The sequence below is a fragment of the Gordonia sp. 135 genome, assembly GCF_009720185.1.
Classification (GTDB): Bacteria; Actinomycetota; Actinomycetes; order Mycobacteriales; family Mycobacteriaceae; genus Gordonia; species Gordonia alkanivorans.
In genome coordinates, this window is record NZ_CP046257.1 from 527116 (window position 1) to 540893 (window position 13778).

General features: G+C 67.7%; 13 protein-coding genes. 11 read left to right on the top strand and 2 right to left on the bottom strand.

The window, feature by feature from the left end:
• The first annotated feature begins 1026 nt into the window (after positions 1-1026).
• The 8 genes from ssd to GKZ92_RS02400 all read left to right on the top strand — a co-directional run bounded on the left by ssd (position 1027) and on the right by GKZ92_RS02400 (position 6332).
• Positions 1027-2085 (top strand): septum site-determining protein Ssd, encoded by a 1059-nt coding sequence (gene ssd / locus GKZ92_RS02365; protein ID WP_035754779.1) that lies wholly within the window; start codon positions 1027-1029, stop codon positions 2083-2085.
• Complete coding sequence (locus GKZ92_RS02370; protein ID WP_006359038.1) at positions 2082-3320, top strand: TadA family conjugal transfer-associated ATPase; 1239 nt, start codon at positions 2082-2084, stop codon at positions 3318-3320. Before ssd ends, GKZ92_RS02370 begins: the two co-directional genes overlap by 4 nt.
• Positions 3317-4183 (top strand): type II secretion system F family protein, encoded by an 867-nt coding sequence (locus GKZ92_RS02375; protein WP_035754733.1) that lies wholly within the window; start codon positions 3317-3319, stop codon positions 4181-4183. The genes GKZ92_RS02370 and GKZ92_RS02375 overlap by 4 nt, the downstream gene beginning before the upstream one ends.
• Positions 4180-4794 carry a type II secretion system F family protein gene (locus tag GKZ92_RS02380; protein ID WP_006359040.1) on the top strand — a complete coding sequence of 205 codons (615 nt, stop codon included), beginning with the start codon at positions 4180-4182 and terminating at the stop codon, positions 4792-4794. The genes GKZ92_RS02375 and GKZ92_RS02380 overlap by 4 nt, the downstream gene beginning before the upstream one ends.
• A 54-nt stretch (positions 4795-4848) precedes the next feature.
• On the top strand, positions 4849-5223 hold the full coding sequence (locus GKZ92_RS02385; protein WP_035754735.1) for a VOC family protein: 375 nt from the start codon (positions 4849-4851) through the stop codon (positions 5221-5223).
• A 124-nt stretch (positions 5224-5347) separates the two neighbouring features.
• On the top strand, positions 5348-5563 hold the full coding sequence (locus GKZ92_RS02390) for a DUF4244 domain-containing protein (protein ID WP_006359042.1): 216 nt from the start codon (positions 5348-5350) through the stop codon (positions 5561-5563).
• Positions 5563-5964, top strand: a complete 402-nt coding sequence (locus GKZ92_RS02395) for a TadE family type IV pilus minor pilin (protein WP_006359043.1) — start codon at positions 5563-5565, stop codon at positions 5962-5964. Before GKZ92_RS02390 ends, GKZ92_RS02395 begins: the two co-directional genes overlap by 1 nt.
• Positions 5961-6332: an Rv3654c family TadE-like protein gene (locus GKZ92_RS02400; protein ID WP_035754737.1), complete on the top strand. Its 372-nt coding sequence runs from the start codon at positions 5961-5963 to the stop codon at positions 6330-6332. Before GKZ92_RS02395 ends, GKZ92_RS02400 begins: the two co-directional genes overlap by 4 nt.
• 10 nt (positions 6333-6342) lie before the next feature.
• Here the strand turns inward: GKZ92_RS02400 and GKZ92_RS02405 are convergent, their stop codons facing one another.
• The gene (locus tag GKZ92_RS02405) at positions 6343-6894 is read right to left on the bottom strand and encodes a hypothetical protein (protein ID WP_006359046.1); all 552 of its coding nucleotides are present in this window, start codon (positions 6892-6894) and stop codon (positions 6343-6345) included.
• The gene (locus GKZ92_RS02410; RefSeq protein WP_035754739.1) at positions 6887-9214 is read right to left on the bottom strand and encodes a DEAD/DEAH box helicase; all 2328 of its coding nucleotides are present in this window, start codon (positions 9212-9214) and stop codon (positions 6887-6889) included. Before GKZ92_RS02410 ends, GKZ92_RS02405 begins: the two co-directional genes overlap by 8 nt.
• A gap of 335 nt (positions 9215-9549) precedes the next feature.
• Here GKZ92_RS02410 and GKZ92_RS02415 point away from each other — a divergent pair, with 335 nt between their 5' ends.
• The 3 genes from GKZ92_RS02415 to topA all read left to right on the top strand — a co-directional run bounded on the left by GKZ92_RS02415 (position 9550) and on the right by topA (position 13743).
• Positions 9550-9753, top strand: a complete 204-nt coding sequence (locus GKZ92_RS02415; protein ID WP_006359048.1) for a cold-shock protein — start codon at positions 9550-9552, stop codon at positions 9751-9753.
• Between the two features lie 158 nt (positions 9754-9911).
• Positions 9912-10496: a hypothetical protein gene (locus tag GKZ92_RS02420; RefSeq protein WP_006359049.1), complete on the top strand. Its 585-nt coding sequence runs from the start codon at positions 9912-9914 to the stop codon at positions 10494-10496.
• A 184-nt stretch (positions 10497-10680) separates the two neighbouring features.
• Complete coding sequence (gene topA / locus GKZ92_RS02425) at positions 10681-13743, top strand: type I DNA topoisomerase (RefSeq protein WP_006359050.1); 3063 nt, start codon at positions 10681-10683, stop codon at positions 13741-13743.
• Positions 13744-13778 lie beyond the last annotated feature (35 nt).

Sequence of the window (13778 nt, forward strand, 5' to 3'; positions counted from 1 at the left end):
CCCGGACAACACTGCGGGCGGCCTCCCTGTCGTTACCGACGAGGTTGCCGCCCGCGTAGCACGGACTCAAGTTACCAAGCGTGCTTGGTGGGTTGTGGTCACCGCCTCGGCGATTGAACGCGGGTCAGGTCGCCCGTACCGTCCACGTGCGGCCATCTTCAAGGCCATTCTCCCCGGGCTCCTCGCCGGCGGGGGGAAGGCAGTGGCGCAACTAATGTGGCGGTCGTTTCTCCTGCCGCGATTTCGCAGGCGCACAACGCTTTTGCCTTTATGCGGCGTGCTCCGCGTGGGTGCTTGCCGCCCGTGCTGGGAAGTGCTCGGAGCGGGGACTCGGTCCTTCTCTTCCGGATCGGGCTTGGCCCTCCGAACTTCCGTACCACTGTTGTACACCGTGATCGCGGTCACATCAAGTGATCGGTGTCCAAATGTTGAACGACTTCCCGGAATCGACGGGAAGTACTGCGGGGCAGGGTATTCGCGATCCGAGACGGTGCTGTCCGGCGCGCGGCGTGCGGTGGCCGGCGTGTCGCGACGCGGGTCTCGGGGTCCCGATGGGTTCCGGGTTCGTCATGACGATTCGACCTTCGGGGTCGTCCGCAACCCCGGCGGACGGCCCGGATGTCCGAGATTCACCAACTGCAAGTTTCCTTGAGAAAATGTGTTAGCTGGAGCGCTGTGTATAAGCCTCGTCGGTCTCCCGAGGATCAGAACGGACATTTGCGAAGAACGATTGTTGTACTTGCAAAGAATCAGAAGCCGTGTGTATAGTCGTCGGTACCCGGTTCTGATACCGGCGTCTTTCAGCCCGACCCCCCGGGGCTGAAACGCGACAACCCCGGCCTCCTCCCCCCTGGCCGGGGTTGTCTTCTATCTAGGGGCAGCCTCCGCCTTTGCGGACATTCGTTCACTGCCAGTTGTAGTCTGCTCGGCCATTGTCCTGTGGATTCTTTCCACAGCCCGCCGACGATGTCCACAGAGGCCGCGAGCGGGCTCCTGAGGGACCTTCTCCGCCTCATCATCGACGCCATGCCCGATGATCTGCTCGTTCTCGTCGACCCGGATCTGTATGACGACGTCGCGCGCTGCGCGGCGGCCGCCGGATATCGCACCGTCGCCGCCCGGCCCGACGACTGTCGCCGTGAATGGCTCACCAGCCGCGCCGTGGTGGCCGATCCGGCGGCGATCGCCGTCCTCACTCTGATACATCCACCGCGTCGCGACGGTCTGATCCTCGTCAGTGCGGAGGAACCGCGAGCCGACACCTGGCGGATGGCGATGGACCTCGGGGCCACCGACGCGGCCGCGCTGCCGTCTGACGAGAATCGCCTGGTCAGATCGTTGACCGACGTCCGCGTACCTCGCCGCCGGCCCGCGGGTGTCCTCGCGGTGATCGGCGCACATGGTGGAGCCGGCGCATCGACGCTGGCCGCGGCGGTGGCTCTCACCAGCGTCGGGAACGGATCGTCCACCCTGCTCCTCGATCTCGACGACGTCGCGCCCGGTGCCGACCTGCTGCTCGGGATCGAGCAGCGCCCGGGCTTGCGCTGGCAGGACCTGTCGCTGGACGGAGGCGTCGTCGGTGGCACGGCGTTGCACCACGCCCTGCCACGTGCCGGGAGTGGTCTCGCGGTGTTGACCTCGGAACGTCTCCCCACGCGGGCGCCGGGCTCTGACGCGGTGGCCGCGGTCATCGACGCAGGTCAGGCCCACGGAGATCTTGTGGTGGTCGACCTTCCGCGCGCCGACACCCCGGTCGTCCGTACAGCGATCGCTTCGGCGGATCTCGTCGTGCTGGTCTCCGCCCCGTCGGTCGGTGGCTGCGCCGCGGCACGTCGGGTGGTCGGCCGGCTCATCGGTGACGAGGTCTCCGTCGAACTCGTGGTCCGGGGTCCGTCACCGGGTGGTCTGCGGCCCGCGCAGGTCGCCGACGCGATCGGGGTCCCCTTGATCGCCGCGTATCGGCCTGACCCGCGTCTTCCGGTCCGGCTGGAGGGTGGACCGCTCCGCGTCCGACCCCGCAGTCCGCTCGGACGTGCGGCCCAAGCCGTCCACTCGAGGGTGGCAGGACAGGGGAGAGCGGCGTGACAGTCGATCGAACTGACGACGAGCTGCTCGAACGCGTCCGGTCTCGGCTGGCCTCAGATGCCGCGGAACCGAGCCCGGCGGTGATCGCCGAGGCGATCCGTGCCGAGGCCGGCGGTGTCCTGGGCGACACCGACCTCCTCGCGGCACTCCGTTTCCTTCAAACGGAGCTCACCGGCGCCGGAAAGCTGGAGGCACTGCTCGCCGAACCAGACATCGCCGACATCCTCGTAGCCGGTCCCGACGACGTATGGGTGGACCGCGGACGCGGACTCGAGCCGGCGACGATCCGCTTTCCCGACGAGGCATCGGTCCGGCGCCTGGCGGGACGTCTCGCGCTGAGCGCCGGACGTCGCCTCGACGACGCGCAACCGTGGGTCGACGGCCAGCTGTCCGACGTCGGCCGGCGCGGATACACGGTGCGACTACACGCGATCATTCCGCCGCTCGCCGCCGACGGCACCTGTATATCGTTGCGGGTGCTGCGTGCAGCGTCGAAGGACCTGCCGAGTCTGATCGCCGGCGGCGCCATCCCGGCAGAGGTGGTCGGGATCATCGGTGACATCCTCCGACACCGCTTCTCCTTCCTGGTCATCGGCGGCACGGGCTCCGGAAAAACGACGCTGCTGAACGCGCTGATCGGCGAGATGAACACTCGTGAGCGGCTCGTGTGTGTCGAGGACGCCCTCGAGCTCGCGCCCCGCCATCCCCAAGTGGTTCGACTCGTGGCACGCGCGGCGAATGTCGAAGGCGTGGGCGAGGTTCCGGTGCGTGCGCTGGTGCGGCAGGCGCTGCGCATGCGGCCCGACCGGATCGTCGTCGGGGAGGTGCGAGGCGCCGAGGTGATCGACCTGCTCACCGCACTCAACACCGGACACGACGGCAGCGCCGGGACCGTGCACGCCAACTCGACCTCCGAGGTGCCGGCGCGGATGGAAGCCCTTGCCGCGCTGGGCGGGATGGGTCGCGATGCGTTGCACAGCCAGTTGGGCGCGGCCCTGCAGATGGTGCTCGGTGTCGCGCGCCGAGCGGACGGTTCACGTGGGCTCGTCGAGATCGGCGTCGTACGGCGTGCTCCTGACGGGCGAGTCGACATCGTGCCGATCTGGTTGCGAGACAGTGGTTTCACCGACCATCGACCGTTCTTCGACACGATGCTCGCCAGACATCGACCGCCCGGCGGTCGGTCCGCTGACGACCCCGGGACCTCCGCTGGTCCGCGCCGGCTGTCGGCATGATGTCCGGGATTCCGCCGATGGCCCCGGTCCTGGTGGCCCCGGTCCTGGTGGCCCTCGGGTTCGGTGTCCTGTTGTGGTCGCCGCCGCGGGCCTGGCAGCGCCTGCAGATCGTCGTGGGGAGGCCGCGCGTCACCCGATCGTCGAATCGGATGGCGTTTCTCGCCGCGGGTGCACCGGTGGCGGCCTTGGTGCTCGGTGGGCTCTCGGCCGCGGTTGCGGCGGGCATCGTCGTGGCGCTCGTGATGTGGATTCGACGACGTCGACAGGCGGAGAAGAGGTTCGATCGTCGGTTGGACGACCTGCTGCTGGCGCTGTCCCTGATGATCTCGGAACTTTCGGTCGGCGCGCCCCCGGTGCACGCCTGCGAGGTTGCGGTCGCCGAGCTCCGGCGGCGCACGGCCGACGGTGGTCGTGGCTGTTCGGAGATCGCCGATGGGCTCGAGGCGATGGCGTCGCGAGCGTCGCTCGGTGGGTCGGCGATCGCAGATCCGGAGCCGACACCGGGTTCGGAGGACGCGTCGGGGGCGGCGTCGTGGCATCGGATCGGAGTGGCCTGGCAGACCGCCGAACAGTACGGCCTGCCGATGGTGGACACGCTGGCGGCGTTGCGGTCCGATCTGCGGTCGCGCCGCGGATTCGCCGACCGCACACGTGCCGGCCTGTCGGGGCCGCGTGCGACGGCGATGGTGCTGGCCGGTCTGCCCCTGCTCGGTATTGCACTGGGCCAGGCGACCGGCGCCGGGCCGATCCAGGTACTCCTCGGCGGTGGTCTCGGCGGCGTCCTGCTGATGGTCGGAACCGTCTTGGCCGCCGCCGGAGTCGCGTGGTCGGAACGCATCACCGGGAAAGTGCTGGCCCGTTGACCGGGGTGGCGATCGCGATGGCGTCCTTGGCCGCGGGGTTGCTGGTCTGGCCCGCGCCGCGCTGGCGGCTGTACCGGGTCGTCGACCCTCCGCCGGGCCCCGACCGCTCGCCGAGATGGCTGGGTGCGGGTCCACCGCGGGAGGATCCGTTCGCCGTGGCATCCGCCTTCGATCTGTTCGCCGTGTGCCTCCGGGCCGGGTTGCCGGTGGGTGTCGCCGCGGCGGTCGTTGCCGGCCGTGCCCCGCCGTCGCTCGCCCGGCCGCTCGCGCGTGTCGCTGACCTGCTGCAACTCGGTGCCGACCCGGACACCGCATGGGCGGCGCTGCTCGAGGATTCATCGGAGGCGAAGAGGTCGGCCGACGACCATCTCGAAGCCCTCGCGGCGCTGGCCAGACGCTCGGCCCGAGCCGGTTCGTCACTGGCGGGCGGACTCGCGGAACTGGCGGACGATGTTCGACGCCGCGCTCATGACGATGCGCTGGCCGCGGCCGAGCGCGCCGGAGTGGCGATCAGTGGTCCGCTCGGGCTGTGCTTCCTGCCTGCGTTCATCTGTCTCGGGATCGTGCCGGTAGTGGTCGGTCTGGCGTCGACGGTGCTCGGCGCGTTTTGACTGCGAGCGCGGAAGTGCTCACGAACTGTCGGTGCCCACGAGCACACTGGAGACATGGCTGAGACCGGACACCGACACCATGCGATCGACTACGTCGAGCTCACCGTCACGGACATGGCTGCGGCGCGGACCTTCTATTCGGGCGCGTTCGGCTGGGAGTTCAACGACTACGGACCCGGTTACTCGGGAATCGTCGGGCCGGGAGGGGCAGGGTCGCCGGAGGCGGGCGGCCTCGCGCTCGGCGACTCGGCGCCCACCCGGGGAGGCCCGCTGGTCCTGCTGTACTCCGATGACCTCGACGCAACGGTCGAGAAGGTGCGTGCGGCGGGAGGTCAGATCGTCGACGGTCCCTACGACTTTCCGGGCGGCCGACGGTTTCACTTCACCGACCCGAGCGGTAACGAGCTCGGCGTCTGGTCGTCCGCCTGAGGTGTCCGCTCGCAAACCCACCCCTCGAGGGGTGCGGAGTCGAAAACTCGATGGATCCCAGCGGGGCTTTGATGCGTCCAAGTAGTGCAGAACTCGAAGGTCGCTCGTCCCGACAGGAGAACCCATGACCCACAACCTTTCTCGTCTCATCGATCGTGCAGGTGCGCACGCCACGCGGCTGATCACCGACGAGGACGGCATGTCCACGGCGGAATACGCGATCGGCACAATTGCGGCCGCGGCGTTCGGGGCGATCCTCTACACGGTGATCACCGGGGACAACATCGTGAGTGCGCTGACCGGCATCATCGGGAAGGCTCTCAACACCTCGGTGGGCTGATGTGCTTGCGTGCGCTGAGGATTCGGATTGCGGAGATCGGTCGGGATGAGGCGGGGATGGTGACGGTCGAGGCGGCATACGCGGTCGCTGCGATCGTGGTCGCGGTGCTGCTCGCCGTCGGAGCGATCGGTGGCGTGACGGCCCAGATCCGTTGTACCGACGCTGCGCGGGAGGCGGCACGGCTGACGGCAGCGGGTGACGATTCGGCGCGCGAGGTCGCGAAGCGGATGGCGGGGGATCGGGCCGTGGTGTTGGTGTCGGTCCAGGGGAAACGTGTCGTCGCGCAGGTGCGCACCTCGGTGGCGTTGTTGCCGGGCCTCACGATGTCGGCACAGGCCGTGGCCGCCAAGGAACCGCGAGGCGAGGATCAGGTGGTCTTCGCGCCCGGCGTCGAACCGTGAGGGCCGTCCGCGGTCTCGTCGCAGATGACCATGGCAATGCGACGGTGCTGGGTGCGTTCGCGATCGCCGCTCTCGCGGCAGTTCTCGTCATGGTCATCTACGTCGGCGCGGCCGTGCTCGCCCGTCACCGCGCTCAGTCGGCAGCTGACCTGTCCGCGCTGGCCGCAGCCGCAGATCACGTGGCGGGGGAGTCCGAACCCTGCACCGCTGCGCGTGCAGTGGCGACGGCACAACGGCCTTCGGTCGAGGTGGTCGCGTGCCGAACGGACGGTGAGGACGTGCTCGTGTCGGTGCGGGTCCCGGTCGACCTGGGCACCTTCGGCGTCCGGGCGGCCACGGCGTCCGCGCGGGCCGGTCCGGTCGAGTAGCGGTGTCGAGCTACCCGCGACTGTCCTCGTCGACGACGATCCGTTTCGGATACACCCGTACCGATTGCATAGGGGCGAACCACAATTGGTGAAAGTGAACGTCCGTGTCGCCGCGGTAGGCGAGTTCGAAGGCTTCGGTCCCGGTGTTCAGCGGGATCCACGGTCGAACCGCCCGCACGAACGACGACCAGTGGATCAGTTCGCCCTCGGTCAGGAACCCGCCTGCAGCAGCCCAGGTTTCGCCGGACTGCGCGTCGGACGACGCCAGGTACACCTCGCCGAGCGACGGCGTGATCCTCGGGCCGATCATCGCGGCTTGCAGGTACCACTGGGCGGTGGTCACCACCGGGGTGAAGCCGCCCGACCGGGCCGCGCACCACCCGTAGTGCAGGTCGAGGGCATCGAGTGCCGCCTCCTCGGAGAAGAACACGTCGCGTTCGCCGATGGAGGCCGGCAGGTTGTCGGTGTCCTGGGTGGGCCGGGCAAGCAGGAAGAAGGCGCGCGAGGGCCGGGACACCAGCCGCTTCGTTCCGATCCCCCGATCGGATGCCTCGTCATGCATGAGCCAAGTATTGCCGAGACAACAGTTCGAGGACGGTCACTGCGCCATCTTTGTCCAACGGATCATTGCCGTTGCCACACTTGGGGCTCTGCACACACGACGGGCAGCCGCTCTCGCATCCGCAGCTCGCGACGGCGTCCCGGGTGGCGTTGATCCAGGTGAGGAAGGCAGAGTGCCCGCGCTCGGCGAAACCCGCCCCGCCCATGTACCCGTCGTAGACGAAAACGGTCGGCAATCCGGTGTCGGGATGGAGGTCGGTGGAGACGCCGCCGATGTCCCATCGGTCGCACGTCGCGACGAGGGGGAGGAGTCCGATCGCCGCATGCTCGGCCGCGTGCAGGGAACCGGGCAGCCTCGTGTCGTCGATTCCGGCCTCGGCCAGCACCTCCGGTGTGAGCGTGTACATGACCGCCCGGGTATGCAGGGTCTGCTCGGGCATGTCGAGTTCGACGGCGTCGAGCACCTCACCGGTCCGCAGTGTCCGCAGGTAACCGACTACCTGATGCGTCACGTCGACCTCGACGAAGGCCACGGTCAGCGGACCGAACTCACGGCTCTCGATGACGGAGGTGATCGAGATGTCGGTGGTCTCGCGTGCCGACGTGGTCCAGTCGGGGTCCTCGGGATGTGCGAGCGCCAGGCCGTCGTCGAGGTCTAGTTCATCGACGAGGTACGTCTCGCCCTGGTGGATGTGCACCGCGCCGGGGTGCACCGTCGACATCGCGCGCCCGGTGTCGACGGTGCCCAGGACCTGCGAGGTCGTGGTGTCGACGATCAACACCTGCCCGCCGATCCCGCCCCGGATGTCGATCTCGGCGTGCGGTTCGACGCCGGCGGCGACGTACCAACCCGACTTCCGTCTGCGCAGCAGGCCTTCCGTGGCCAGGTCCTCGGCCACCGGCCGCGCATCCCAGGCGTCTATCTCGGTGTCCGAGAGCGGCTTCTCTGCGGCGGCGCACAACAGATGCGGCCCGAGGATGTACGGGTTGGCCGGGTCGGTGACGGTGGCCTCGACCGGCTTGCCGAGGAGCGAGTCGGGATGGTGCACCAGGAATGTGTCGAGTGGGTCGTCGCGGGCGACCAGGACCACCAGCGAGTCCCCGGACTCCCGTTGGCGTCCGGCCCGACCCGCCTGCTGCCAGAACGACGCGACCGTCCCGGGGTAGCCGCTGACGATGACAGCGTCCAATCCGCTGATGTCGACGCCCAATTCGAGTGCGTTGGTGGTCGCGACACCGAGCAGCTCGCCGTCGGAGATCGCCTTCTCGAGCTTGCGCCGGTCATCGGCGAGATAGCCCGCACGGTAGGCCCCGATCCTCGACTCGAGTTCGGGCGCACTCTGCGACAACAGGTTCCGCGCCGACAGTGCCGTCAGTTCGACGCCCCGCCGACTGCGCGCGAAACACAGTGTCCGCGCACCCTCGACCACGAAATCCGCGAGTAACCGTGCAGATTCGGCGCCGGCGGAGCGTCGGACCGGCGCGCCGTTCTCCCCGGTCACCGCCGGCAGGAAGTCCGGCTCCCACAATGCGACGGTGCGCTCACCGCGCGGCGAGCTGTCCTCGGTCACCGCGACCGCGGGCTCACCGATCAAGCGGCCCAATGCCTCCGCGGGTTGCGCGACCGTCGCGCTGGCACCGATCACCGTCGGATTCGCGCCGGCCGCACGGGCGATCCGGAGGAGCCTGCGCATGACGAGTGCGGTGTGGGAGCCGAAGACGCCACGGTAGTGGTGGCATTCGTCGACGACGATGAAGCGAAGATGCCGGAAGAACTGACGCCACCGGGCGTGATGCGAGAGGATGCCGATGTGCAGCATGTCGGGGTTGGTGAATATCCACCGTGAGTGCACGCGCGCCCACTGCCGGATCTCGGGGTCGGTGTCGCCGTCGTAGGCGCAGGGCTGCAGGTGCCCGAACTCCGGCCGCCCGGCGATGATCGAGGAGACCGCCCGGATCTGGTCCGCGCCCAACGCTTTCGTCGGCGCGAGATATAACGCTGTCGAATTCTTTTCATTCAACAGAGTCGAAAGAATTGGCATCTGGTAAGACAGTGATTTACCCGATGCGGTTCCCGTGCAGATGGCGACATGATTACCGCGGAATGCTTCGTCGGCGGCCCGGGCCTGGTGTGTCCAGACGCGTTCTATTCCGTTGTCCGCGTACGCGTCGAGGAGTGCTGTGGGCACCCATTCCGGCCACTCGGCGAAAGATGCAGGGCGCGACGGGATTACCGACAGGTGCGTGAGTGGGGACTCGTCGGGGTCGGTGCCTGCGAGGGACCTTGCGAGGAGATCTGTCCCGAATGTGGAGTACTGCATTTTATGGTGGAAACTCTTCAAAGTGGTGTCGGCGCGGGAGGTCTGGGAAGGTCGGGATGTTACCGATGGATGTCGTGCTGCTGAAGTTTGGCGAGGTTTTTGCTCATCTTGGTTGATGTGACTATCGCAAGTGGGCCGGACATGATTGACTGGGTGCGGCCGCAGCTTTCGCAACCCGTCGAGGCGGGCGACAAGCGTGTTGCAGCCGTGGTACTGAGGTTAGTTTGGCGGATCGAAGCAGATCTTCGCGGGGCTCTTTGAGGTATGGCGGTCAACCGGCCACGACGCGATGACCCATCGTGTCGCGACAGTTGATATGTAAAGGATTGCAAGACATGGCACAGGGAACTGTGAAGTGGTTCAACGCGGAAAAGGGCTTCGGCTTCATCGCGCCTGACGAGGGCTCCGACGACGTGTTCGTCCACTACTCCGAAATCCAGGGAGCCGGTTTCCGCACCCTCGAGGAGAACCAGCGGGTGGAGTTCGAGGTCGGCCAGGGCACCAAGGGCCCGCAGGCCACCGGCGTTCGCGCCGTCTGAGACCACCTGCGCAACTGCATACGCAGCTTGCCGACAACCGCTCCCGTCTCGTTCAGTCGAGACGGGAGCGGTTTGTTTTCCGGGGGCCGCTGAAGCGGCGGCGCGAACCGCCGCGGGAAAGACCGGTTTCGGGGACCCGGACCACCTAATCTCGGCTTGTGGGCCAGTTGTCGTTCTTCTCCGCGGAGACAGAGGAGCCCGCGTACTCCGATCTCGCGGGCCTGCTCGCGGCGCACGGTCAGGCCGTCCGTTCGGACTCCGGTACGCGGGTCTCGATCGTCGTCCGCGATCGCTGGCGCGCGGAGCAGATCGTCGAGGAGATGCGGGCCTCCGGTCTCGACGCCGAGGTCACCACCTCCGATGAGGGCACCCCGTTGGCCCGCACCGCGGCGTGTCATGAACTCGACGCGCTTCACCTGGCATGGTCGGCAGGCGCGGTCAAGGCGATGCCCACCGGCTGGATTCCGTCATACCGTGCGCTGCGGCTCTGGGTGATCGCCTCCGGCCACTCCGACGAAGGCCGCTACCAACTCGGTCTCGACCCGCACGCCCCCGACACCCACGCGGCACTCGCCACCGCACTGATGAGGGTCGGGATCGCGCCCACCCTGGTCGGCACGCGGGGTCATTCACCTGCACTTCGCATCGCCGGCCACCGTCGTCTCGTTCGTCTGCACGAATACGTGGGTCCGCCGCCGAATGCAGCGGCGGTGCCGGATTGGCCACCTGCGGACATACATTAGCGATCTCTTCTAGATCGTTCTGACCTGGGAAAACGCTGACCGAAAGCGCGGTATGGGTCACATCTGACAGCGTCACAAGGAATTCGGATGTGCAAACGGCGCTATACATAAGGTACAAACCCATCGAACACACCTGTTCAGACATGCAGGTGGTTCTCCACCCAGTCAACCGAAGGACGCCCCGGTGGCCGAGACCAGCACCGCATCCCGCTCTAGTGGGGGAATCCGACGACTCGTGATCGTCGAGTCCCCTACAAAGGCGCGCAAGATCGCCGGTTACCTCGGCTCCAACTACGTGGTGGAGTCGTCCCGCGGCCACATTCGCGACCTGCCGCGCGGCGCCGCCGACGTCCCCGCCAAGTACAAGGGCCAGCCCTGGGCGCGCCTCGGGGTGAACGTCGACGACAACTTCGAGCCGCTCTACGTCGTCTCGCCGGACAAGAAGACCACCGTCAGTGAGCTGAAGTCGCTGATGAAGGACGTCGACGAGCTCTACCTCGCCACGGACGGTGACCGCGAGGGGGAGGCCATCGCCTGGCATCTCCTCGAGACGCTCAAACCGAAGATCCCGGTCAAGCGGATGGTGTTCCACGAGATCACCGAACCCGCGATCCGCGCGGCCGCCGAGAACCCGCGTGATCTCGACATCGACCTGGTCGATGCCCAGGAGACCCGACGCATCCTCGACCGCCTCTACGGCTACGAGGTGTCTCCGGTGCTGTGGAAGAAGGTCATGCCGAAGCTGTCGGCGGGCCGCGTGCAGTCCGTCGCGACGCGCATCATCGTCGAGCGTGAACGTGAGCGCATGGCGTTCGTGTCCGCCGAGTACTGGGACATCGCCGCGACCATGGACGCCGGCGCCGAGGCCAGCCCCTCGACGTTCAAGGCCCGCCTGGTCAACGTCGACGACGCCCGTGTCGCCACCGGTCGCGACTTCGAGGCGACCGGTGAACTGAAGAAGCCCGACGGGGTCGTCGTGCTCAACGCCGACCGTGCCGAGAGCCTGGCTGCAGGCCTTCGCGGCGCCGCCATGACGGTGACGTCGGTCGAGGAGAAGCCCTACACCCGTCGCCCGTATGCGCCGTTCATGACGTCGACGCTGCAGCAGGAGGCCGGTCGTAAGCTGCGCTTCACCTCCGACCGCACCATGCGCATCGCGCAGCGGCTGTATGAGAACGGCTTCATCACCTACATGCGTACCGACTCGACGAGCCTGAGCGAGTCGGCGATCAACGCCGCCCGCGCCCAGGCACGCGAGCTGTACGGCGACAACTTCGTCCACCCGACGCCGCGTCAGTACACCCGCAAGGTCAAGAACGCCCAGGAGGCCCACGAGGCGATCCGTCCCGCGGGCGAGACGTTCCGGACTCCCGGCCAGGTCGCCGGCCAGCTCGAGGCCGACGAGTTCCGCCTGTACGAGCTCATCTGGCAGCGCACCGTCGCCTCGCAGATGGCCGACGCCAAGGGCACCACGCTGAGCCTGCGGATCGCGGGCACCGCGTCGTCCGGGGAGCGCGCGACGTTCGCCTCGTCGGGCCGCACCATCACGTTCCCCGGCTTCCTGTCGGCCTACGTGGAAACCGTCGACGAGCAGACCGGTGGCCAGGCCGACGACGCCGAGAACCGCCTGCCGCAGCTGACCGAGGGGCAGTCGCTCACCGCGACCGAGCTCACCGCCGACGGTCACTCGACCAACCCGCCGGCCCGCTTCACCGAGGCGTCGCTGGTCAAGGTGCTCGAAGAGCTGGGCATCGGCCGTCCGTCGACCTACGCCTCGATCATCGGCACCATCCAGGATCGCGGTTACGTCGTGAAGAAGGGCAACGCCCTCGTCCCGTCGTGGATCGCCTTCGCGGTGGTGGGACTTCTCGAGGCGTACTTCGAGAGTCTCGTCGACTACGACTTCACCGCGACCCTGGAAGACGATCTCGACCAGATCGCCACCGGCAACGAGAACCGGACGAAGTGGCTGTCGGAGTTCTACTTCGGCGACGAGCGGTCCGGCGACGCCGAGGCACGCTCGGCGCACTCGGCGATCGCCCAGTACGGCGGACTCAAGAAGCTCGTCGGCGTCAACCTCGAGGAGATCGACGCCCGCCAGGTCAACTCGATCCGCTTGTTCGACGACGAAGAGGGCCGGCCGATCTATGTGCGCGTCGGCCGCTTCGGTCCGTACCTCGAGCGTGACCTCAACGCGAACAAGAAGACCGACGCCGATGCCGAACCCGATCTGCAGCGCGCCAACCTGCCCGCCGACATCACGCCGGACGAGCTGACGCTGGAGATCGCGGAGAAGCTGTTCTCGACGCCGCAGGAGGGTCGCTCGCTGGGCGTCGACCCGCTGACCGGCCACGAGATCGTCGCCAAGGAAGGGCGTTTCGGTCCGTACGTGACCGAGATCCTGCCCGCCGACGACGATGACGACGACGGCGAAGCCCCGATCACCATCCCCGCGGGTCCGACGCCGCGCGACGGCGGATCTCCCGGCACCGGCGGCAGCGACGCCGGCGACGCCGATGTGGTCCCGCTCGATTCCCCGGGCGGCGGCACCACCACCAAGACCAAGCCGGCGGCGAAGAAGGTCGCCAAGAAGGCGGCGAAGAAGGCCGGTCCCAAGCCGCGCACCGGTTCGCTGTTCAAGTCGATGGACATCTCGACGGTCACCCTCGACGAGGCTCTGAAGCTGCTGTCGCTGCCGCGCGTCGTCGGCGTCGACCCGGAGTCCGGCGACGAGATCACCGCGCAGAACGGGCGCTACGGTCCTTACCTGAAGAAGGGCTCGGATTCGCGGTCCCTCGGCAGTGAGGAACAGCTCTTCGAGATCACCCTCGACGAGGCCCTGAAGATCTACTCCGAGCCCAAGCGTCGTGGACGGCAGGCGGCTGCGCCGCCGCTGCGTGAACTGGGCAAGGACGACGAGGTCAGCGGCAAGCCGATGGTCATCAAGGATGGCCGCTTCGGTCCGTACGTGACCGACGGCGAAACCAACGCGAGCCTGCGCAAGGGCGACGAGGTCGACTCGATCACGCCGGAGCGCGCGATGGAACTCCTCGCCGATCGTCGCGCTCGCGGCCCGGCCAAGAAGGCGGCGAAGAAGGCCGCCAAGAAGGCCCCGGCAAAGAAGGCTGCGAAGAAGACGGCCGCCAAGAAGACCGCGAAGAAGGCTGCCGCCAAGAAGACGACCGCCAAAAAGACCGCGGCCAAGAAGACGGCCGCGAAGAAGACGACGGAGTCGTCGGAGGATTAGCGGGCCCCAGCCGCTGCTTGAGGTGCGAGGAGCGC

Bases quoted from the DNA above. Each gene is read 5' to 3' on its own strand.
- GKZ92_RS02405 (WP_006359046.1), bottom strand. From the start codon at position 6,894: ATGCATGACGAGGCATCCGATCGGGGGATCGGAACGAAGCGGCTGGTG.
- GKZ92_RS02375 (WP_035754733.1), top strand. From the start codon at position 3,317: ATGATGTCCGGGATTCCGCCGATGGCCCCGGTCCTGGTGGCCCCGGTC.
- GKZ92_RS02395 (WP_006359043.1), top strand. From the start codon at position 5,563: ATGTGCTTGCGTGCGCTGAGGATTCGGATTGCGGAGATCGGTCGGGAT.
- GKZ92_RS02415 (WP_006359048.1), top strand. From the start codon at position 9,550: ATGGCACAGGGAACTGTGAAGTGGTTCAACGCGGAAAAGGGCTTCGGC.
- GKZ92_RS02410 (WP_035754739.1), bottom strand. From the start codon at position 9,214: ATGCAGTACTCCACATTCGGGACAGATCTCCTCGCAAGGTCCCTCGCA.
- ssd (WP_035754779.1), top strand. From the start codon at position 1,027: ATGCCCGATGATCTGCTCGTTCTCGTCGACCCGGATCTGTATGACGAC.
- GKZ92_RS02385 (WP_035754735.1), top strand. From the start codon at position 4,849: ATGGCTGAGACCGGACACCGACACCATGCGATCGACTACGTCGAGCTC.
- GKZ92_RS02390 (WP_006359042.1), top strand. From the start codon at position 5,348: ATGACCCACAACCTTTCTCGTCTCATCGATCGTGCAGGTGCGCACGCC.